The following is a 22,442-nucleotide window of genomic DNA, read 5'->3' on the forward strand; positions in this document are numbered from 1 at the left end:
CCAGCTAGACGGGCAACATCATCCGTTCCATCAACCCGCTTCGACGCAGGGTTGGCGTGCGGATCGCCGTCTTTAAGATTTGCTCGCGGCTAAACAGCGTTAACTGATTTTTTGCACGAGTGATAGCCGTATACAACAGCTCACGCGTCACGATAGGTGAAAAATCGGCAGGCAGTACCAGCAGAGTATGTTCAAATTCAGAGCCCTGCGATTTGTGCACCGTCATCGCGTAGGCCGTTTCGGTTTGTGGTAAACGGCTAGGCTGGACAGATTTAATCGAACCATCGGGCAGTTGGAAATACACGCGAATGTTATTCTCAGCATCAGCCAACGCAATACCGATATCGCCGTTAAACAATCCCAACGAGCTATCATTGCGCGTGACCATCACCGGCCGACCGCTGTACCAACGCTGATGAGCCTGCGTAGGCTTGTGAATAAGCCTTGCTTTGGCTAAGGCCAGCTCAATACGATCGTTCAGTCCAGACTGCCCAAATGGCCCTTCACGCAGCGCACACAGCAAACGAAAACGTGAAAAGCTCTCAAGAACTTCAGCCGCATCAGCCTGTTGCCGTACCCGCTGCAGCGTTGAACGATAGCCCTCAACGCAGGTTTGGATAAGCGTGGAATAGTCTTCATCCTGCGTCATCGGTGACCATGAGATATCCGAAAACTGCCCATCAAAACAGCGACGAGCCGCGGAAATATCTCCGCTATTAACCGCAGTAGCTAACTGCCCGATGCCTGAATTAGCATCAAAGCGATAGCTCTTCCTGAGTAAACAGATGCTGTCACGTACGGCAATATCTGGCTGTTCTGCACCCGCAGGAATCGCTGTCTGACACAGCCCAGAAAGTTGTTTAGCTCGCTCAGGACGATAGCCAAACTCACTAAAGCGGCAAAGGTCGCCTAAGACAGCCCCCGCCTCCACCGACGCTAACTGATCGCGATCGCCTAATAGAATCAACCGGGCTCTCTGAGGCAACGCGGCGATAAGTTTAGACATCATCGGCAGATCCACCATCGAGGCCTCATCCACCACCAGCACATCGACATGCAACGGGTTTTCACGGTGGTAACGCAAACGGATACTGTTCGGCTGTGCCCCGAGCAGGCGGTGCAACGTATAAGCTTCCTGAGGAATGACTTCGCGCTCTGCGGGGGTTAATCCTAATACTTCAATGGCTTTACCTAACGACTCCGTCAATCGCGCTGCCGCTTTGCCCGTCGGTGCGGCTAATTGAATACGCAGTTTACTCTGGGGATGCAAACGTACCAGCGCCGTCAACAGGCGCGCGACCGTGGTTGTTTTCCCCGTGCCGGGGCCACCAGAAATAACGGACACTCTACGCGTTGCAGCAACGGCGGCAGCGACCTGCTGCCAGTTAACCTCGGCCTCCTCAGACCTTGCGGGGAAAAGCTGGGACAAAATCGCCTGCAAAGCAGACCTTGATTCATCTTGTACAGCCTCATTGCCCGCAAAGAAAGTGGCGACAACACCTTCATCCTGCCAAAGACGTTGCAGGTATAAGCGTTGGTTTTGCAACACCAGCGGTGCGGAATAGCTCCCATCGCTGACTTCTGCCTCCGCCAGCAAACATGCCTGCCATGCCGCTTCATCCATGTCACCAAACAGCTGGCTAAGCTCGAGGGCAAAGTCAGGGAATTGCTTGGTCAGCGTGGCAAGGCTGAGTTGGCTTAGCGGCAAACAAACATGACCCGAAGCCGTTTCCAAACTCACCAGCGCCGCCGCCAAAGCCAGATGCGGCTGCCCTTGGTTTGCCATTAAACGTGCAAACTGAACATCCAGAGAACGCAGGTATTTTTGTGCTCCCATGCTTAATAGCAGATCAAAAATCAGCATGCTGCGCCCTCCGAGGCCGAACTAAAGAGCTTGTCCATTCCTTCAATAAGCGAACCATCTGGGCGACAATGGAAAACACCCTGCCCCGGTTTATCTGGTGACATCCCGCGTAGGAAGCAGTAAAAAACGCCGCCGAAATGCTGCTCGTATTGGTAATTTGGCAGCCGGTGACGCAAATACCGATGCAGCGCCAGTGAGTAAAGCTGGTACTGAAAATCATAACGATGTTCTGCCATCGCCCCCGCCATGGCCTCTGGCGTATAGGCATTTTCATCGGCACCTAGCCAGTTGGACTTATAATCCAACACGTAATAACGCCCTTGCCAGCAAAAGACTAAGTCAATAAAGCCTTTCAACATACCGCGAACCTGACGGAAATCTAACGGATCGCACTGGGCGGAAAGTGAATCATAACGTTTAATCAGAACATCCAGCTCAGCACTTTTTAGCAACTGTTCAATCGGCAGATAAAACTGTAGTTCGGCCTGAATTTGGCTTGGTGGAAGCTGTGCTAAACAGGGCCCGTTTTCAGCTAACGGGGCGCGTAAAATAGCCTCTAGCCAACGATCGAGTACAGGAACCCACTGATCATCTAATCCTTGCAGAGTCACCTGCTCGCTCAGCCATTCAAGATCGCGTGGCTGAGTGAAATCCAATGGTTCTAATAAACTATGTAAAAAAGTCCCCGGCGCTGCACCTTTAGGGAAGGTGTGCGGCGTGAGCTCTGGCGTCGTTTCAACATCAGATTCACCCACCGCATCAATATCAAGTTTAGGAAGCAGGTCGAAAAAAGGCGTGCTGCTGTGCTGCTGTAACCCCGAATAACTGGTGACACGCCAGTCATCTTGCATCCTGCGGGTAAACTGCTTGGCGTGAAGCTCCTGTACTTCTGGTGCATTAGGCACCCACGGTGACGCATCCTCACTGGAGACAGACGTCACCACAATATCGTCATTTTGTAGGCGCTGGAGGCACTCCTGCAACATCACGGCATCTCCTGGCTCCCCTTTTTGCAGCAGATATCCGATAGCGCTGTTATGCACATCGGTTTCACCCTGTTTTTTTCGACCACCTAAAAACAGAGGAGCCAACCCGAGGCTACAGTGATAAACAGAACGAGTGAGCGCAACGTAGAGCAGGCGCAAATCTTCTGCCAAGCGCTCTTCTTCCGCCAGCTTAACCGCATCATCGTTATAGTTCAGATCGAGCACCGCTTTGAAATTATCTCTGTCGTGATACAACGGCTGTTTTTGCAACCGGTAACTGCCGATAAATGGCAGCCAAACTATCGGAAACTCGAGCCCCTTCGATTTATGGATGGTCACCACCTGCACTAAATGGCGATCGCTTTCCAAGCGAAGCTGCTGGTTTTCCGACTGCACTGCGGGGTTATCAATTTGCTGCGCGAGCCAACGCAGCAATGCCGGTTCGCTATCTAACGTAAGCGACGCTTCCTGCAACAGTTCACCGATGTGTAGCACATCCGTCAGGCGTCGTTCACCGCCCTCACTGGCCAACAGATTCTCTGCCAGATTTCTGCTCACCATGATTTCACGCAGCATGGGCAATACGCCCTGCTTTTGCCAGCGTTGACGGTAACCATCAAACTCATCAACCAACGCATCCCACAAGCGCTCGTCCTGATTGAAATGGTTAATCTGCTGCGAGTTCAGCCCCATCAAACTGGTTGCCAGAGCGCTACGCAGCAGTCGTTCCTGTTCTGGAGCCAGCACGGCTTGCAGAAGCCACAGCAAATCACGCGCTTCCGGCGTTTCAAACACGTTGTCACGGTTAGATAAATAGACCGAAGGGATCGCCAGCGCGCTTAACGCATCACGAATTAATGCCGCTTCAGCGCGGCTACGCACCAGAATGGTGATATCTGATGCTTCTACAGGTTTCGGCTGGTTTTTATTGGAGTACAGCAGCGCTTTGCCCTGCTGCCCCGCCGTCAGCCAATCGCGGATTTGCGCGGCACATTGTGTTGCCAATGACTGCTGATATTCAGCGGTGCCGCAGCCTTCACCGGATTGCAGCCAAATATGCATCGCTTGCTGACGCTGCCCTTCAATTTCAAAACGCAGTGCCTGATTATTCTTGGCCGCTTCAACGGACAAAAATGGAATATCTTCGAACAGAAAAGGAGATTCTATCGTGGAGAAAACCTGATTGACCGCAGCAACCATGCTCGGCGATGAGCGCCAGTTGGTGCCCAGCGTGTAGTGATGTCTTACTTCGCTACGCGCATACATGTAGGTAAAAATGTCTGCACCGCGAAAAGCATAAATCGCCTGTTTAGGATCGCCAATCAGCAGCAGCGCCGAGTCTGATTGTTGGGCGCGCTCTGTCTGGAAATAGATCGCTTGGAAGATGCCATATTGCTGAGGATCGGTATCTTGGAATTCATCGATCATCGCCACGGGATAACGCTGGCGGATCGCCTGAGCCAGCATCTCACCACCGGGTTGCTGTAGCGCCTGTGAAAGGCGGCTGAGCAAATCATCGAAGCCTAACTGCGCATGTTGGCGCTTTTCCTGCTGAACGCTGGTACGTACTTCACTTAAGGCACGCGATAACAACAAGTCACGCAGAGACAGCGGTTCAACCAATAGCTGATCGATCGCGACAAACACCACATGCCGTGGAGGCGTCCCTTTCTTGGTTTTTTCCAGCAGGATGTTCTGGCCAAAACGTTTTAGCTCATCGGGTAATTGATAATCCTGCGTCTCGGCGTCCGACCAATCTCCCACCGCAGCTAGCCATTTAGGTAGATAACGGCTGCTGTAGCTGCGTTTGTCTACGCCGGAATCCGCGATCAGGCTTTCAATTTCGCCAGCGGCTGCACGCCACTGGGATTTCACGGTATCAATGCGCTCAATAATTTGCTGGTGCCGCTGAGCCAGCGTTTCGTCATCAGCAATCACTTGGCGTAATTCGGGAAGTTCCCCATGCAGATAGGGCTGTAAATCACTCAGCAACTGTTCAGGGCCGCTCCACTCTTGGCTCACCGCTGTCGCAATATTCAGCGGCAACGGATAACAGTGCCGACGCCAAAAATCGGCGCAGGCTTGGCGGCGCAGCGGCAGTTCATCCTGAACCAAGGTTTGTTGGAACAGAATGCCTGACTCAAAGGCATTATTGCTGAGCATTCGCTGACAAAAACCGTGGATAGTATAAATAGCGGCTTCGTCCATTTGGCGCTCGGCTGCTAATAGTTGGCTTACCGCATCCGTTTTGTCGTCGATAAGATCGAGCAAATCAGACAACAGCGGATTGGTGCTACTGCCACGCACACAGGCCAGCCGTAAATCGTGGATATTACTCCGAATGCGCCCACGCAGTTCTTCCGTCGCCGCTTCGGTAAAGGTCACAACCAGAATTTCTTCTACGGACAAGGGGCGAGGATAGGCATTTTCGCCCCCCAGCCCCAACAGCAAACGCAGATACAGCGCAGCGATAGTGAATGTTTTACCTGTACCGGCTGAGGCCTCAATCAGGCGCTCCCCAATCAGCGGTAGCGCCAAAGCATCTAACGTTTGTGCCTGAGTCATTATGGAGCAACCTTAACGGGCAGAGTTTGCTGCAGCGCAGAGGCGTTTTGGTAAGTAGTCCATCCTTTTGGTGCTGCATAATGCCCATTGGCGTGACCACCGAGCACCTGAGACAACAGCGCCATTCCCTGTGGTTTAATCACCGCCTGATGGTAGAACGTCACAATATTGTCGCGATGTAACGTATCAATTTGTTTGATCAACTTGGCGCGCGTATTGAACTCGAAGTTGCCACGGTCAAAATCATTCGCAAAGCGACCAGCTTCTTCATCCAACGTCTGTGGACGCTGGCGCAGCTGATTAACCAGCGCGAGTTTATACTGATTAAAATCAGCTTCTTTCAGCGCTTTCAAACGTTTATCTGCCTGACCATAAAACTCTAGGTAACGGTTATACAGATAGTCGGGCGCCTGATTATTACTTTGCAGCAAGAAGCCGATCCCCCACTGGTTACCAATGGATGATGGGAAAGCAAAGACTGCATACCCCAACTGCTCTTTGGTACGCAGCTGGTCGTAGAACCATGGCTGAATAATTTGGCTCAGCAGATTACTGTAGGCCATCCCCTGAATTTCATCATATCCGGTTGGGATATAAACGGCGCCTAACGCGGAATCGCTACTGCTACCGGCTCGTTGGATATTGGCAAGCTGCTTATGCTCAATCACTACATCCTTTCCATGCCACCAGAGCGTGCCGCCGCACTTAAGCCGATCGCGAATGTTCTGCGCCAAGGCCTTCACCTGAATAGCGGTCATATTGCCTACCACCAGCAACTCTGGCGTTGCGCCTTCAATTAGCTGGCTACGGTAGTTTTTGATATCGCTTAGAGTAATGCCATCCAACAGCGCTCTTCGCTCGCTGCGTTCGGTGTAAGGCACGCTTGATAGGGCCTGAATCGGCTGCATGGCCTGTTCAAACGCCTTGGCTTTATCCGCTGAATCAAGCTGTTCGCGATACCATGATTTAGCCTGTTCCAGATGCTCTTCGGTGGCGTCAAATCCGGCATAGCCTTCCACTAACGTGGTCAACAGCTGCGGTAAACGCTGGGTAAAGCCGTTGGCGTTAATCGTTAAACCGTCATTGTAGGTGGTTGAGAAACTAATCCCGCCAATCGAAGCCTGATAAGCAAGCTGATCAAGTTCAACACCGGCTAGATAATCAGTCAGGGCAAACATCACCTGCTCTTTGGCTCCATCACGGCCGACTTTGTTACGCAGCGAAAGCGTGATATTGGCCTTTGGCTCGTCGGCAAAATAGCGGCTCGGCATATACAACGCTCGCAGCCCTGGCTGATCCAGCACAATCTCAGGTTTTGTCAGACGGGGTTGAACCGGTTTGATAAGTGAAAAATCATCAGGAATATAAGGGTTCAGCGCTGGCAGAGACAAAGAGATACGCTGCTCTAAGGTGTTCCATGCGGCAAACTGCTGCGCGGTAATACGATCAACCTGATAAGGCGCGTCAACAAAATATGCTGTTTTGTTATGAGGCTCATTCGGGCTGATAAACCAAATACGGGCATTTTCCGGCGTCATGCTCGCCAAACGCGCATTAATGGCCTGTGGATCATATTTGTCTGCGAGATAAGAAGAATCGAGAACATTTTGCACTGGCACACGCAGCATGTTGTCGACCAACCATTCAATGTAATCCATGTCACGCGTGATAGACGGATAGCGGAAATCAAGATCGAGTACATGAGCAATTTCATCGAAATAGCTTGGCTTAACGCCCTGTTCACGCAGCAATTTTAAATAATCATACACCGCGGCGATCACGCGATCGCGCTCGGCTAAGCCTTTATCGGTGAGCGAAACGCTGATGGAGAACACGCCACCATTACGATCGATCATCGGGTCTGCACCCGCACCGATAGACTCCGCCAAACCCTGCTTTTGTAACCAATCAGATAGTGTGTTTTTGCTCCGATTTCCGATTAGGTAAGCAATATAGGTATCGGTTTTACTGCGAAACGCCGCGCTATTATTTTCAATGCGGTACTCAATTTTCAGCATCTTACGCGGCTGCGCAGGGACGTAATGGATGATAATTCCCTGCTGTTCAGGCGTTACCGCCGGAACCGTAATGGGCGGTACGCTAGCATCACGGTTCGGAATACGGCCAAAAGAGGTCACGGCTAGCTTGGCAAGGTTAGGAAGCGGTTGATTACTGTAAATCACGCCAACCATCAGATTGGCGGAATAGTAGCGGTGATAAAACGAAACCAGCTCTTGATGAAGCTTGCTGTTCGGCTTATCGCTCAGCGTTTCCAGATTACCACCGGAGAAACGAGCGCTTGGATGTTCTGGGTTGAGCGTTTCGGCTGAAACCTGAGCCATACGCATTCCATCGCGTGAACGCGCCATCGTTAGCTCAGCATTCACCGCATTACGTTCGCGGTTGGCATTCACCGGATCAAGCAAAGGTTCAGCAATAGCATCCGCCAAACGGTCAACGGCTGGCGACAAGGCATCATTTTCTACCTCAAGATAAAACGCAGTACGGTAAGACGCGGTACTCGCATTGTGGCTTCCGCCATGCTTTTTCAGAAACTCGGATAAGTTATCCGCCTGTGGATAGCGCTTCGACCCCATCAGAACCATATGTTCAAGATAATGAGCTAAACCCAGCTGTGAATTAGGATCTTCAAGGGAACCCACGGGCAGTGCCAGCGCGGCAAGGGATTTAGGCGCATCTTTGTCTGAAACCAAGATCACCTTCATGCCGTTATCAAGCTTAATGGCCTGATAGAGGCGCGGATCGCTGGCGCTTTTATCAATCTTTTCCGCCAATGCCTGCCAGCCAGCAGGTTCAATTTTTGCTGAACTCGCCGGTATCCACAACAGCGACACGCTCGTCAACAAAAATGCAAATACCGTCAGGATGGATAACTGCCTACGCATGAAAAACCTAACCATCATTTACCCCAAAATACTGTCAGCGACAGATAGTATAATGCTGAAAAATAGAGCGATTGAGATACCGTTTCAGCTTAAAAGTTAATACCACGTTAAGGCAGACTTAGCGTTCACGCAAATTCAACCTCACAAAATCACACCGGTTTGACCACCATCAGGCCAAATTACTCCGCGCTAATGGCAAATAATAGTGTTCAGCCAGCTGCTGAATTTCGCGCAGTCTCTTCTCATCCATCGTACGCATAACGCGTTGAATATAGGGATCGGAACCTTCTCCCATCACCCGCTGGTCGCCTTGCCATGCCAGCAGTAGCTTCATTTGCGCCTTAGATTGAGTTTGTTCATCCCAGTTAACAACGCCCGAATCTTTATCGAAACAGTTATTCAGCCACGCCCAACCCGTTTTGGGCAGCAGCAATAGCGGGCTGCTACGGCCTTGGCGATACCCTTCAATCAGGGGCAGCAACGCTTTTTCAGCCTCTTTTTTGCTCAACGCGGCAAAATGCCAGGCCGAGTCTTGACGTCCAAAGCAACGGCTTTCGCCTTCACCGCCGCTAACGCAGTAAAAAAGGTGTTCAATCCAAAGAGCCATGCCGTCTACCGCGCCCAATACCGCAGGCCGCCAGCGCACTAAACCATTATCCTGTACCTGTTGCAGCCAGCCGGTTAGCCGCACACCGTCCAGCACGTCATCAATTTCGATGCTGTGTCCCGAGGTGCGATATTCTCGAACCTTGGCAGCAACTTCTTGCATCTCTTCCTGCTGCTTTTCCCAGTAGATCTCGCCAAAAGCCCCGTACGGTAAGCCTCCCGCCGAGCGAACACGGCGAAATAGCGCGGTGGGATCTTCGCCATCAATGAGTTGGTTTAACAGTTGGCTATTAAGCTGATAGCGGCTGAGGTTATCGAGCGTAAACGGCTCTTCATCCGGCAATTCCGTCTCTTCTAAAATAAAGTTTACCCCGAGGCGCATTTGGAAAAAGGCACGCACGGGATGACGATAAAAGCGCATGAGATCGTCGAGTGTCACCATCGAAATATCTTCTAGCGGCAGCGACTGAGCAAACGTCTGGTGAGCCTCACCGCTGCGCTGCGCCGCAGGTAACCACTCGGCAGCATAGCTCTGGTTTTCGCTATCATTAACATAGTTTTCAGCGGCAAAAGGCACGCGAGGATGTTCTATTTGCAGATAGCCCATCACTCGCTGGGCGCTGCTATCAACATCAAGTTTTTCATCACCCGGTAAATGATGGCTTTGCGCAATATATTCCATCAACTCGCTGACCAGCACCGAAGGATAACGCGGCGCATTATCCTGAATCGAGCGGCCTATATAGCTGATATACAGGCGTTCCTGCGCGGAAAGCAGCGCTTCAAGAAACAGATAACGGTCATCGTCTCGACGGCTTCGGTCACCGCGCTGCACTTTGTTTGCCATCAGGTCAAAACCAAGCGGTGCAATAGTGCGAGGATAGATGCCATCATTCATGCCAAGCAGACAAACCACTTTGAAAGGGATGGAGCGCATTGGCATTAACGTACAGAAGTTAATCGGCCCCGCTAGAAAACGCTGGCTAATGCGTTCATTGTCCAAGCGTGAAACCAACTCATCACGCAGTATGGAGAGCGGAATGGCCTGTGGATACTCGGCGCTGATCCCGTAGCCAATCACTTTTAGCCACTGTTGCTCAATCAATGCCTGAACGGTTTCCGTTTCGCTATCTTGAACGAAGAATTCATTGAGCATCTCACGGCATAACGGCTGCCACTCTTGTACTCGATATTCACCACTCAGGCGCGTGCGCCACTCGCTGAGCCTCATCAATAAGTCTGCTAGCTGGCCTGCCAGTTCGGCAATCAGGCCGCTCGATTCGTCGTAAGGGAGAACCCCGTTCCAGTCACCGCAGCGGCTATCCATGGCATAGCCCAACAGCATGCGGGTTAAACCAAATTGCCACGTGTGCTGGCCTGTTGCCGGAAGATCGAGCTCACGCACGTTGTCATCATCCAGACCCCAGCGAATACCGGATTCATCCACCCAGTGGCGTAAACGACGTAGCCCTTCCTCGCCAATACCAAAATGCTCGGCTAAGGCTGGAACCTCAAGCAGAGTTAAAACGTGCTCGGAGGTAAACCGGCTATTGGGTAGCTCTAGTAAGGTTAAAAATGCCTGAATTATCGGATGCGCCTGTCGCGCACTGCGGTCAGAAATGGCAAAGGGCAGATAACGCTCGCGCGGAGCATTGCCAAATACGGCTTGGATAAACGGCGTATAGCTGTCGATATCCGCGACCATAACAATGACATCGCGCGGGGTGAGAGAAGGATCTTCAGCAAATAGGTCTAGCAGCCGATCGTGCAACACCTCAACTTCACGCTGGGGGCTATGGCATAGATTAACGCTAATGCTGCGATCGCCAAGATCCAGCAGTCGCTTGCCGTTACTGCTTTCTAGACGATCGGGTCGATCGACAATTTGGGCATGATCTTCCAATTCCAACAGATCGTGCTGGATGCGCTTGAGTAGGTTATCGGGGGCTAAATCAACAAACGCGTGCACTTCCTGTGGTTCACGCTGCGCCAGCAGATACATGTGATCGCGCCCCAGTTTTCCCCATGATGCCAGCAGCGGATTACTTAGCTCCTGCTCACCGTCGGGATTAAATAACTCAGACGCGGTTTGCGGATCGCGGAAGAGATCGATCTCTTGTTGCCGCTGAATATGATGACGCCGTTTACGGCTCTGTAACTTGGCAAGAAAGGCATAATCCTGAATATCACCCCAGTAATAGCGACACGGATTGGTGAACATCAGATGCACATCAATATGTTTGCCCAGCGCCTGTAGCGCATCGAGATATACCGGCGGCAGGGCCGCAATTCCACAGATAAAGACCCGTTTAGGTAGACCTGCGGGACACTCGGTTGATTGCTCTAGGGTATGAATAAAACGTTCATATAAATTGGCACGGTGCCATTCAGGCTGGTTGAGCTGCGCGGTGTACTCTTTAAGCGCAACCCAAAGCGGAGCCTGCCACTGCTGAGCTTCATCCAGCCCGTCAATACGCTCACCGCGCTCCCAAATCTGTAGCCATTCAGGGCGATACACCAGATATTGGTCATACAGATCCGCCACACGAGCGGCCAGTTGAAAGTGTTTACGACGGTCTTCATCGTCAGAAAGGTAACGCGCCAGCGGTGCAAAGGCTTCCTGCTCTAGCATTTGTGGCAACAGCCACATCAGCTTCCAGGTCATTGCATCTTTGCTAAAGGCGCTTTCCTTGGGAATACCCGGCATCACCTGAGTAAAGAGATTCCAAATAAAGGTGGCGGGTAAGGGAAATTCAATATTCGCCGCAATACCAAACTGTTTGGCTAACTCCATCTGTAGCCACTGAGCCATACCGGGGCTTTGTACCAAAATCACTTCTTGCTCAAAAGGATTCTGCAAAGGTTGGCCTTCAATAAGCGCCGCGATCAGTTGCTTAAGCAGATCCAATTGATTCGAGTGATAAACAGTAAACATGCTTTCTCCGATAACTCAGTTTTTGGCGGGTAACAAACGTAGCCAACGCTGAAGCCGCTTCAAGTATGAAGGTCTATACCCAAAATAATTGGAGTTGCTTCAAGGCGGCAAGTGAGTAAATCCCGATGAGCTTACTCTAGTAAGTGATTCGGGTGCACGAGCGTAGCCAACGCTGAAGCAGCTTCAAGTATGCAGGGTATACACACTTTAGCCTTTCATAGGTACGGAGGAAATCATTAGCGCTCGCTCACTCGGTCAACTGTTCGCAGATTGTTCTTTCAAGCTTTGCTTGGATGTTCAGCGGCGCGGAGATCTTGGCGGTAATTATTTCACATTTTGCCTGTTGCTCAATGTTGACCTCCAACTGCCATGATTTAGGCAGAGACAACCGTGTCGAAATCTCCGCTACGGGAACGCCCATTCGATACAGCGTGATAGCCTGCTCGCTGAACTGCCATGCGCGTTGCTGTTGCCACAATCTCATTTGTGCCTGCGTCATCCATTGTTGGTAGTGCAGCATGCCGAGAAAACCAACAGAGACCAAGAGGATACTCACCATGACCTCAATCAGGCCAAAACCAGACTGACTATGCCCTTTCTGTCCTGATGTGGTTAGCATAAATTTTCGCTACCGGCCGGAGGGTAATCAAGCCAGCCCCTAGCTAGTCTTAATATCCTTGGCGTTGCCGGTAAGGCCAATGGCATACCCACCGTATTTTCAATACTCACATAGCTAAATCGCTGTATTTTTAACCCGTGGGTTTTCGTTTTCGCGGCTGAACACAGTATCCCAATTTCTGCACCGATCGCTTTGAAACACACGGTAGCCTGTGCTGAGGTTTGGCAAACATCGGTCAGCGGCGTCGGCCATTTGTCCGATATTATTGCCAGCTCCAGCGCTGACTCCGCCTGTTGGCGAAGCATCTTGAACTGCTGCTGATAGGCTAGGTTCTGAACCTGTAACTCCAGGTGCCCCTGCTGCGCCCCAACAACCAGCAGTGACAAACTTAGCATCAGGAGTATCGAAGGCAATAGCATACTGCCCGCCTGAGGGTTTTCATGGCTATACGCTAAATTCATTTGCTCATCACTCGGCCATTCTCAGGCAGAATAAAACGCGATTGCTGTTCAGCCATAAACGGGGGCTTTAGTCGCCTTAATCCCAGCAGTACTTCATATCCACGATATAGCGGGATCACTTTAAACAGCGAAACGTTAAGATCCCTTTCATCGGATACCTTTTCCCAACCGTTTCCCGAGCATTGCTGAATACCGCGCGCCGTTTCTAAGGCTCCGTTGCGTAGGCGGTACCCGAATGACTCCGCGTTAGCTGGCGGGGCGAGTTCGATTCGCCCGTTGCCGTTCAGATCGTAAAACAGAATGAGACACGAGTTGGCGGCTTCTCCCTCCGCAGACGAAATTTTAGGCTCAGGCACCAAGCAACCTCGCGCACAAAAACCGGTGCGGGTGAGATCTTTATCCACACGGTCGAGCAACTGGGTCATATTTTCTTGTATTTGTTGCCAGCGTTGAGTTCGAACGCTGCTCGCTCTCAGCATGACCATAATTTGGCTACTTGATAGCAGGACAATACTCGATAGCAGCAAAGTAACCAGAACGTCTGGCAGCGTCATACCGCTCTGATGATTTAGTTGCATGACGGTATTCCTAACAGTCGTTGAGGCTGCGCGCACAGCCGCAGACGCCCCTGCGCAGACCAAATAATGCTAACCGTTCCAGCCAGATTGCTCAGATCGATATGTCCCGCTAAAGCATTATTACGTACACCGTAAAACCCTGCGTTTTTAGTCAGTTGAGAGGCGACAGCAATATCCGGTGAGGAAGGTAAATATTTTCGTGACGTATTTTGTACCTCCACGCTACGCTGCTCGGCGTTAACCTCAATTTGGACCGTACTATTTTCAGCAAACGCACGCCGTTGCGCCTGTTGTAAAAAAGTCAGTAACGCCAGCCCCGCCTGCTCAAGCTGAAGCGCCATATGCTGCTGCCTGAATCCATGAAGACCATACAGCGCCATGCTTGAAACCAGCAGCATCACCACCATCATTTCCAGCAGTGTAAATCCACTCATCCGTGACCATTCCATCGTAAGCCCTCAATCTCTGCCTGATAGGAAGATGACTATAAAACCGATTTTAGAAAGGAAAAGCGGAACGAAAGGCTTTAGCAATGCTCGCCGCAGTCAATTTGATTGCGCAGTGAAACGTGCATCGGAGTTTGCGAAGGACCACGCAAAACCAAGCAGTAATAAGGACGAAAGTTACGGTAAAAAAGGATAAAAAAACGCCAGCACAATGGCTGGCGCTTTCAGAGCAAATAACGCGATATCAAATCGCAACAGGTGCTTTAATCCCTGGATGTGGGTCGTAGCCTTCGATGTCGAAATCTTCGAATTTATAATCGAAAATAGACTCGGGCTTACGCTTAATCACCAGCTTAGGCAACGCACGAGGCTCGCGGCTGAGCTGTAGCTGCGTTTGTTCCATGTGGTTGCTGTACAAGTGGGTATCACCACCGGTCCAGACAAAATCGCCCACTTCCAGATCCAACTGCTGCGCCATCATGTGTACCAGCAAGGCATAGCTGGCAATATTGAACGGTAGGCCAAGGAATACGTCACAAGAACGCTGATACAGCTGGCAGGAGAGTTTGCCGTCTGCCACATAAAACTGGAAGAACGCATGGCATGGCGCCAACGCCATCTGGTCTAACTCACCCACGTTCCAAGCCGATACGATAATACGGCGTGAATCTGGATCTTGTTTTAGCTGTTCCATAACTTTGCTGATTTGGTCAATTTGACGACCATCAGCCGCACCCCAAGCACGCCATTGTTTACCATACACCGGGCCCAAATCGCCATTTTCGTCTGCCCACTCGTCCCAGATAGTGACGTTATTCTCGCGCAGGTAAGCCGTATTGGTATCACCATTCAGGAACCACAGCAGCTCATGAATGATGGAACGTAAATGACAACGTTTGGTGGTGACCAGCGGGAAGCCTTCTTGCAGGTTGAAACGCATCTGATGCCCAAAAATGGACACAGTGCCGGTTCCGGTGCGGTCGGCCTTTTGTGTTCCCTCTGCGAGCACTTTTTTCATTAAATCCAGATACTGTTTCATGTCACCTCACGACGTTTATGCTTTTGATACCTGCCGCGGCGTGATCGTCCGCAGCAGGCTATGAAACGTTATTTAAAGAGTTTGCTGTGGCTGAGGGCGACGATACGCCCAAATCATCATGATCACACCCGCGATAATCATTGGGATAGAAAGGATCTGCCCCATGCTGATCACGCCATCAAACAGACCGAGCTGTGCGTCTGGCTGGCGGAAGAATTCAACGATGATACGGAATGCGCCATAGCCAATCAGGAACAGTCCAGACACGCTGCCCATCGGGCGCGGTTTACGGATGAAGAGATTCAGAATGATAAACAGCACCACGCCTTCAAGCAGCAGTTCATACAGCTGAGACGGATGGCGCGGCAGCACGCCATACTGGTTGAGAATCTCTTGCCACTGTGGATTGGTAGCGGCCAAAGGAATGTCTTCGCTACGAGAACTTGGGAACAGCATAGCCCACGGTGTATCGGTGCTCACACGGCCCCACAGTTCGCCGTTGATGAAGTTGCCTAAGCGACCAGCGCCCAAGCCGAACGGGATCAGCGGCGCAATAAAGTCTGATACTTGGAAGAAATTACGTTTGGTGCGGTGAGCAAATACCAGCATCACCACGATGACACCAATCAATCCGCCGTGGAACGACATGCCGCCATCCCAAACTTTGAAGAGATAAAGAGGGTTTTCAAGGAACAGCGAGAAATTATAAAACAGCACATAGCCAATACGACCACCGAGGAATACCCCCAAGAAGCCGGCGTACAGCAGGTTTTCAACTTCGTCTTTTGTCCAGCCACTTCCCGGCTTATTAGCACGGCGCACAGCCAACCACATAGCAAAGACAAAGCCCACCAGATACATCAGGCCATACCAATGTAAAGACACCGGCCCAATAGAGAAAATTACTGGGTCAAAACTAGGAAAATGCAGATAGCTCGTCATCTATCACCACGACAATATCGAATATTTATTCCCTATCACTCCCTAAACCAAAAGGCATTGGGATATCAGCGGGAAGGCAAGTTGCGCATGATAGCATAGGAAAGAAATAGAGCGGGCTTGAGGTTGCGGAAAAGTTATGTAAAACCGTTAATCATCTTGCAGCGGAAAACCCGTCATTTCATCAGCAGAGATGACAGGTTTGCCAAAAAATCAGATATAAACATCAATCTGATTTTCATCGGTTGGGCGGTTAACGCCGTCGCCGGTTTTACCCACTTTATCCAACTGGCTTTGCTGCGCCTGCTCCGCCTCTTGCTGGCGAATACGTGCGATTTCGGCCTGTAACGCTTTGATTTGGTTTTGAATCAACTCTTGCTGCTTTTTAATCTCTTCCGGTGAGCCGCCCGAACTCGCTAAATCGCGCAGCTGCTGCTGAAGATCCTGAATTTGTTTCATCAGCTGTTGGACACGGTCAGAACCGCCTCCCGACGTACTCGCCCCAACGGTGCTGCCGCTTCCGCTACCAACGCTTTCGCCGCTGCCGGTTAACGCGGGCGAAACACCCGCAGCGGGAACCGACATAGTGATAGATACATTTGCCATAGTAATTATCCTCTGTAACAACTAACCCAAAGATATTTTTAAAATATCTCTGAGTTATCGGCGTAAGAGGAAAAAACCTGAGTAGAGAATTTTGCCCTACTCGGCAGGAGTTACCAGCCTGTCAGCAACAAGAAGGTTTGCCAGAACAACATCACCACCAGCACCCCGCACAACGGCACGCTAATCAGCAGTCGTCCAGACACCAGCTTGTTGATACCAATGCCAAGCAGCACTGAAATGGGCATCAGAGCCAGAAAAAACGGCCACGTGTAGAGCAGGAAAAAAGGGGTATTCAGACCATAGACGATAAAGGGCAGAACAAAAGCCAACCAATAGAAAGAAAAGCCCAATACCCCGCCGGCAAAGGCGTAGGAAGGCTCTTCTTTCTCCAATGACTTTTTCTTGTCAGCGGGAATGTTGGCGGCGTTTATTAGCATATATCGACCCTGAATAATCATTACATTCACCAAAGGAATAAATGTAATGCAACAATAACTAGGGTTTGATAATAGCGTGATGGCGTAAAACGTCTAACATTTGTGCGACCAAATTTGTTACTAATTGTTCGCCATTTAGGTGAATTTCAGGCTGCTCAGGAGGCTCATAAATCGAGCTAATTCCAGTGAAATTTTTAATCTCACCCGCACGCGCTTTTTTGTATAGCCCTTTGGGATCGCGCTGTTCACACACGGCGAGTGGCGTATCCACAAAGACCTCGATAAAACGCCCTTCCGGTAACAGTTCGCGCACCATTTGGCGTTCATGGCGATGAGGAGAGATAAATGCAGTGAGCACTAACAAACCCGCATCCTGCATTAGTTTAGCGACCTCGCCCACGCGGCGAATATTCTCGATACGATCGTCGTCGCTAAAACCAAGGTCACGCGATAAGCCATGCCGCACATTGTCACCATCCAGTAAGTATGTACTCACCCCAAGCTGATGCAGTGCCTGCTCTAACGCTCCGGCAACCGATGATTTTCCCGAGCCCGAAAGCCCGGTAAACCAAATCACCGCGCCCTGATGTCCATGCAGTTTTTCGCGATTCTCGCGACTGACCGCATGTTCATGCCAGACGATATCAGGGTTAGAGGCGTTACTTTCAGTAGCTGGTTGTAATAAATTGATATCAGTCACCGCTATTTTCCACCCAGCAAATCGCGCGCACCCCAGTGTGGGAAGTGGCGACGGACCAAAGCATTAAGCTCAATTTCAAAAGCGCTAAAATCAGCCGTATTGGTTTGTGATGATGTCAGTGCTTCACGGATAAGCCCCGCACCCACGGTAACATTGGTGAGCCTATCGATAAAAATAAAGCTGCCGGTGTCGTGGTTTTGCGCATAGCTATCGATAACCAGCGGTTCATCGAAGGTGAGTTCAACCAAGCCAATGCCATTGAGCGGCAAAGATTCTACCGCACGCTGCGTGAGCGTGTTGATATCCACCTGATAGTCGATTCGCTCCACGCGAGCGCGGGTTTTCTTGCCGCCGAGTTTGATATCAAAACTTTGCCCTTGGCTCAGCGGCTGCTCAGACATCCAGACAACATCGACCGTCGCGCCCTGCACGGCAGGAATTGACGCATCAGCGGCCACGATCAGATCGCCACGGCTGATATCAATTTCATCCTCCAGCACCAGCGTGATGGCCTCTCCGGGTACGGCGCTTTGCAGGTCACCATCAAAGGTAACAATCCGAGCAACGCGCGAAGTGACCCCTGACGGTAATACCTTCACCTGCTGCCCCACGCTGAGTACGCCTGCGGACAGCGTTCCCGCATAGCCGCGAAAATCCAGATTCGGGCGGTTTACGTACTGCACGGGAAAACGCAGCGGCTGCTTTTCAGCGTCGTGTACCACATCAACGGTTTCCAAAATTTCTAATAAGGTTGGCCCGTGATACCAGCTCATGGCCTCACTTTGTATCGCCACATTGTCGCCATCAAGCGCGGAAAGCGGCACAAACTTAATCGCTAAATCACCGGGCAGTTGCTCGGCAAAGCTGAGATAGTCCTGCTTGATTTGCTCAAACACATCCTGCTGGTAGTCACGCAGATCCATTTTATTCACCGCCACCACCAGATGGCGAATACCGAGCAGCGTAGCGATAAAGCTGTGGCGACGAGTTTGATCCAGAACGCCCTTGCGCGCGTCGATCAGTAAAATGGCTAAATCGCAGGTCGATGCGCCGGTCGCCATGTTACGGGTGTACTGCTCATGCCCTGGGGTATCGGCAATAATAAATTTGCGCTTTTCCGTCGAAAAGTAGCGGTAGGCTACATCAATGGTAATGCCTTGCTCACGCTCGGCCTGAAGACCGTCAACCAGCAGCGCCAGATCGAGTTTCTCGCCCTGCGTGCCAATGCGCTTGCTGTCGCTGTGCAGCGTCGTTAGCTGATCTTCATAAATTTGGCGCGTATCGTGCAGCAAGCGCCCAATCAGCGTGCTTTTACCATCGTCCACGCTGCCGCAGGTGAGAAAACGCAGCAGGCTTTTATCTTGTTGCAGCTGTAAATAAGCTTCCACCCCGCCTTGCTCAGCAATTTGGTCTGCAATGGAATGGTTAATCATCTGGCTCATGGTTCTCGTCCTCTACGAATTCTTAAAAGTACCCTTGGCGCTTTTTCAGCTCCATCGAGCCAGACTGATCGCGATCGATCATTCTTCCCTGACGCTCGCTGGTGGTGGAAACCAGCATCTCTTCGATGATTTCAGGCAGCGTTTGCGCCTGAGACTCCACCGCGCCGGTGAGCGGCCAGCAGCCTAAAGTACGGAATCGAACCATGCGTTGCTTGATCACTTCCCCCGGCTGGAGATCGATACGATCGTCATCCACCATCATCAGCATGCCGTCACGCTCTAAAACAGGGCGCGGCTTTGCCAGATAAAGCGGAACAATATCGATATTTTCCAAGTAGATATATTGCCAGATATCGAGTTCAGTCCAGTTTGACAGCGGGAAGACGCGGATGCTCTCCCCTTTGTTCACCTGGCCGTTATAGTTGTGCCACAGCTCAGGTCGCTGGTTTTTTGGGTCCCAGCGATGGAAGCGGTCGCGGAATGAATAGATTCTCTCTTTGGCACGTGATTTTTCTTCATCACGACGCGCACCGCCAAAGGCGGCATCAAAACCATATTTATTCAGCGCCTGTTTTAAGCCTTCGGTTTTCATGATGTCGGTATGTTTGGCGCTGCCATGAACAAACGGGCTGATGCCCATCGCGACGCCTTCTGGATTCTTATGAACCAAAAGTTCACAGCCGTAGGCTTTGGCGGTGCGATCGCGGAATTCGTACATTTCGCGGAATTTCCAGCCGGTATCAACGTGCAGCAGCGGGAACGGTAGCGTCCCCGGATAGAATGCCTTACGCGCCAAATGCAGCATCACCGAAGAATCTTTGCCGATGGAGTACATCATGACAGGGTTAGAAAACTCGGCAGCGACTTCGCGGATGATGTGAATACTCTCCGCTTCGAGCTGTCGTAAGTGAGTCAGTCTTTGGTTATCCATGGACGATCCTTAAGCCAGAAATTCTCCCGAAGGCCACACTGGCACATCGGATATTTATCCAAGAGGGTTGGAGTTACAGCAAATCAAACGGAGTGAGCGCAGCGGTAACTTCAAAAACGCAGGATAGGGGCACTATAAGGTGTCAGCTTTGCCCAAATGAAATGACGAAAAGGTATTTGAAATAACCGAAAGAAATATGCAGCTAGCTGAGGCGGCGCAAGATTAAGGAAGTAAACATTTCCTTAAATTTTAGGAGCGCTAGAAATTGTGTAATAAGAGCGAAGACTCCATACTAGCCGCACTGATTTATCATCCCAATTATCACGCTGTTGAACACGTTTTTGGTTTTCTGCAGCGCTAAGGACGCTTTACCCATGTTTTCCTGCCGTTCACTTAAACTGGTTTGCGCAGCGCTATGTCTAAGCAGCAGTTTCGCGGTTTCAGCCGCAGGTATTACCCATCAGCCCGTCGGTAAAATAGCCGAACAAGAAGTACGACATATCTCGACCTACTTCCCCGGCCGCATGGCAGGTAGCCCCGCCGAGCTAATGATGGCGGACTATGTTAATCAGCGTTTCCAAAACATGGGCTATCAGAGCGACTTAAGAGATTTCAAAACGCGCTATGTGTATACCTCAAGCGAAGGTAAAAAAGATTGGCATAACGTGAACGCCACGTCAGTGATTGCGGTGAAACCCGGCAGCACCGACAAACAGATCTTAATCGTCGCGCATCTTGATACCTATACCCCAATGAGCGACAGCGATGTGAACCATAATCTTGGCGGATTAACGTTGCAGGGTGTAGATGACAATGCGTCTGGCGTTGGCGTGATGTTGGAGCTTGCCGAGCGTCTGCGCAGCGTAAAAACCAAGGCCACTATTCGCTTCCTTGCGCTCAGCGCCGAGGAGTTGGGGAGTAAAGGGGCTGAAAACTATCTCAGCAGAATGAGCAAAGCCGACAAAGACAATACGCTGTTAGTTATCAATCTCGATTCTTTGATTACCGGCGATAAACTCTACTTCCACAGCGGTGCTAACACGCCGAAATCCATCGCCGAGAAATCCCGCGACCGCGCCCTTAAGCTTGCTAAGCGCTTTGGTATTAGCGCCGCCATTAACAACGGTCATGGCGAACATAGCCCGAAAGGCACCGGTTGTTGCTCAGATCAAATGCCGTTCGATGCGGCCAATATTCCAGTGCTCGCGGTTGAAGCCAGCAATTGGTCTCTGGGCAAAAAAGACGGCTATCAACAAACCAGCAAAAATACGCATTTCCCAGAAGGCACCACGTGGCACCAGCCGCAATATGACAATCTTCAGTACTTAGATAAACACCTGCCCGGGCGTATCAAATCGCGTACCCGAGACAGCGTGAGAATTTTACTGCCTCTGGTGGAAGAGGTGGCTAAGTAGTTTTCAGTGATAACGTCATCTGTATAGAAACCGCAGCCTTTGTGACAAAGCGTTAAGCCATATTGATCTTTAATGAATGGGCATTACATTTATTCCAGATTGATCTGTTTTAGCGCCACTTTGGCATCAATATTTGTTGAGGTTTCTATGTCTGATGAACAATCCGTTGAGCAACGCGTTATCTCTGGCCTTTTCTCTCGCCTTCAACAGGCTGAAGCAGGCAGCGGGCCGAGGGATGCTCAGGCCGAGCGTTTGATTCAGGAATATATCGCCAAACAGCCTGCGGCGCCTTACTACATGGCTCAAGCGATGCTGGTACAAGAAGCGGCGATTAAGCGTTTAAACGATCAGGTGAATGCTCTGCAGCAACAGGTGACTCAGCTACAGAGCCAGCCGAAACAGAACAGCGGCGGCTTTTTAGCGGGCTTGTTCGGCGGTGGCAGCACCAATGCAACCGAGTCACGTCCTGCCGCCGTATCAAACAGCGGAAGCCTGCCCATTCCTGGCGCGGCAAACTATTCCAATAATCAAAACGCCAATAATCAGTATGCCAACAATGCGAATAGCGGTTATGCGCCTGCGGCCTCTCGTGGCGGCGGCAGCTTTTTAAGCGGCGCATTGCAAACGGCAGCGGGTGTCGCGGGTGGCGTAGTGATCGCGGATATGCTGACCGGCATGTTCCACAATAGCCGGCCTGAGGAGATCGTGAACGTGGTTGAGGAAAATACGATTGCTCAGCCTGATGCGGCACAAGCTGATGCAACTCAATCAGATATCATGCAGCCCGATCTGCAAAATGCGGATTGGCAGGATGATGCGTCAAATCAGAATGGGCAAGACAGCGGGTTCTTCGATTCAGGTTTTGGTAGCGATGACGACGGCTACAATAACAACGACGATGATTCGTTCTTCTAAAACTATCCGCTAGATATCATATCCGCCGCATGGCGCGGCGGATTGTATTCGC

General features: G+C 50.9%; 17 protein-coding genes. 2 read left to right on the forward strand and 15 right to left on the reverse strand.

The window, feature by feature from the left end; all coding sequences use genetic code 11:
• Nucleotides 1–4: 4 nt before the first annotated feature.
• The 15 genes from recD to cysD form a co-directional block, all read right to left on the reverse strand.
• On the reverse strand, nt 5–1,864 hold the full coding sequence (recD, locus tag AB3Y96_RS17800) for an exodeoxyribonuclease V subunit alpha (RefSeq protein ID WP_367299850.1): 1,860 nt from the start codon (nt 1,862–1,864) through the stop codon (nt 5–7).
• Nucleotides 1,858–5,415: an exodeoxyribonuclease V subunit beta gene (gene recB / locus AB3Y96_RS17805; RefSeq protein ID WP_367299851.1), complete on the reverse strand. Its 3,558-nt coding sequence runs from the start codon at nt 5,413–5,415 to the stop codon at nt 1,858–1,860. The genes recD and recB overlap by 7 nt, the downstream gene beginning before the upstream one ends.
• Nucleotides 5,415–8,321 carry a pitrilysin gene (gene ptrA, locus AB3Y96_RS17810; RefSeq protein WP_367299852.1) on the reverse strand — a complete coding sequence of 969 codons (2,907 nt, stop codon included), beginning with the start codon at nt 8,319–8,321 and terminating at the stop codon, nt 5,415–5,417. The genes recB and ptrA overlap by 1 nt, the downstream gene beginning before the upstream one ends.
• Nucleotides 8,322–8,490: 169 nt before the next feature.
• The gene (gene recC / locus AB3Y96_RS17815; protein WP_367299853.1) at nt 8,491–11,862 is read right to left on the reverse strand and encodes an exodeoxyribonuclease V subunit gamma; all 3,372 of its coding nucleotides are present in this window, start codon (nt 11,860–11,862) and stop codon (nt 8,491–8,493) included.
• A gap of 247 nt (nt 11,863–12,109) precedes the next feature.
• A complete protein-coding gene (locus tag AB3Y96_RS17820; RefSeq protein ID WP_072309671.1) occupies nt 12,110–12,481 on the reverse strand; it encodes a prepilin-type N-terminal cleavage/methylation domain-containing protein in 372 nt (123 codons plus the stop codon).
• Nucleotides 12,475–12,942, reverse strand: coding sequence for a DUF2509 family protein (locus tag AB3Y96_RS17825; RefSeq protein WP_367299854.1), 468 nt, complete (start codon nt 12,940–12,942; stop codon nt 12,475–12,477). Before AB3Y96_RS17825 ends, AB3Y96_RS17820 begins: the two co-directional genes overlap by 7 nt.
• Nucleotides 12,939–13,520 (reverse strand): prepilin peptidase-dependent protein, encoded by a 582-nt coding sequence (locus AB3Y96_RS17830; protein WP_367299855.1) that lies wholly within the window; start codon nt 13,518–13,520, stop codon nt 12,939–12,941. The genes AB3Y96_RS17825 and AB3Y96_RS17830 overlap by 4 nt, the downstream gene beginning before the upstream one ends.
• Nucleotides 13,511–13,954, reverse strand: coding sequence for a prepilin-type N-terminal cleavage/methylation domain-containing protein (locus AB3Y96_RS17835; RefSeq protein WP_367299856.1), 444 nt, complete (start codon nt 13,952–13,954; stop codon nt 13,511–13,513). The genes AB3Y96_RS17830 and AB3Y96_RS17835 overlap by 10 nt, the downstream gene beginning before the upstream one ends.
• Before the next feature lie 256 nt (nt 13,955–14,210).
• On the reverse strand, nt 14,211–15,005 hold the full coding sequence (thyA, locus tag AB3Y96_RS17840; RefSeq protein ID WP_043495300.1) for a thymidylate synthase: 795 nt from the start codon (nt 15,003–15,005) through the stop codon (nt 14,211–14,213).
• Nucleotides 15,006–15,077: 72 nt separating this feature from the next.
• Nucleotides 15,078–15,947, reverse strand: coding sequence for a prolipoprotein diacylglyceryl transferase (gene lgt, locus AB3Y96_RS17845; protein WP_072309667.1), 870 nt, complete (start codon nt 15,945–15,947; stop codon nt 15,078–15,080).
• Nucleotides 15,948–16,157: 210 nt separating this feature from the next.
• Complete coding sequence (locus AB3Y96_RS17850) at nt 16,158–16,550, reverse strand: FlxA-like family protein (RefSeq protein WP_081329609.1); 393 nt, start codon at nt 16,548–16,550, stop codon at nt 16,158–16,160.
• A 110-nt stretch (nt 16,551–16,660) separates the two neighbouring features.
• Complete coding sequence (locus AB3Y96_RS17855) at nt 16,661–16,987, reverse strand: DUF3561 family protein (RefSeq protein ID WP_043495303.1); 327 nt, start codon at nt 16,985–16,987, stop codon at nt 16,661–16,663.
• Between the two features lie 58 nt (nt 16,988–17,045).
• Nucleotides 17,046–17,687: an adenylyl-sulfate kinase gene (gene cysC / locus AB3Y96_RS17860; protein WP_367299857.1), complete on the reverse strand. Its 642-nt coding sequence runs from the start codon at nt 17,685–17,687 to the stop codon at nt 17,046–17,048.
• 2 nt (nt 17,688–17,689) lie between these two features.
• Complete coding sequence (gene cysN, locus AB3Y96_RS17865) at nt 17,690–19,129, reverse strand: sulfate adenylyltransferase subunit CysN (RefSeq protein WP_367299858.1); 1,440 nt, start codon at nt 19,127–19,129, stop codon at nt 17,690–17,692.
• A 22-nt stretch (nt 19,130–19,151) separates the two neighbouring features.
• On the reverse strand, nt 19,152–20,060 hold the full coding sequence (gene cysD, locus AB3Y96_RS17870; RefSeq protein ID WP_025800261.1) for a sulfate adenylyltransferase subunit CysD: 909 nt from the start codon (nt 20,058–20,060) through the stop codon (nt 19,152–19,154).
• A gap of 374 nt (nt 20,061–20,434) precedes the next feature.
• On the opposite strand from cysD, the gene AB3Y96_RS17875 reads away from it, so the two are divergent.
• Together AB3Y96_RS17875 and AB3Y96_RS17880 are read left to right on the forward strand one after the other, a co-directional pair.
• On the forward strand, nt 20,435–21,475 hold the full coding sequence (locus AB3Y96_RS17875; RefSeq protein WP_072309664.1) for an aminopeptidase: 1,041 nt from the start codon (nt 20,435–20,437) through the stop codon (nt 21,473–21,475).
• Nucleotides 21,476–21,622: 147 nt separating this feature from the next.
• Nucleotides 21,623–22,390 (forward strand): DUF2076 domain-containing protein, encoded by a 768-nt coding sequence (locus AB3Y96_RS17880; protein ID WP_367299859.1) that lies wholly within the window; start codon nt 21,623–21,625, stop codon nt 22,388–22,390.
• Nucleotides 22,391–22,442: the final 52 nt, after the last annotated feature.

Source organism: Hafnia alvei (genome assembly GCF_964063325.1).
GTDB classification, from domain to species: domain Bacteria; phylum Pseudomonadota; class Gammaproteobacteria; order Enterobacterales; family Enterobacteriaceae; genus Hafnia; species Hafnia alvei_B.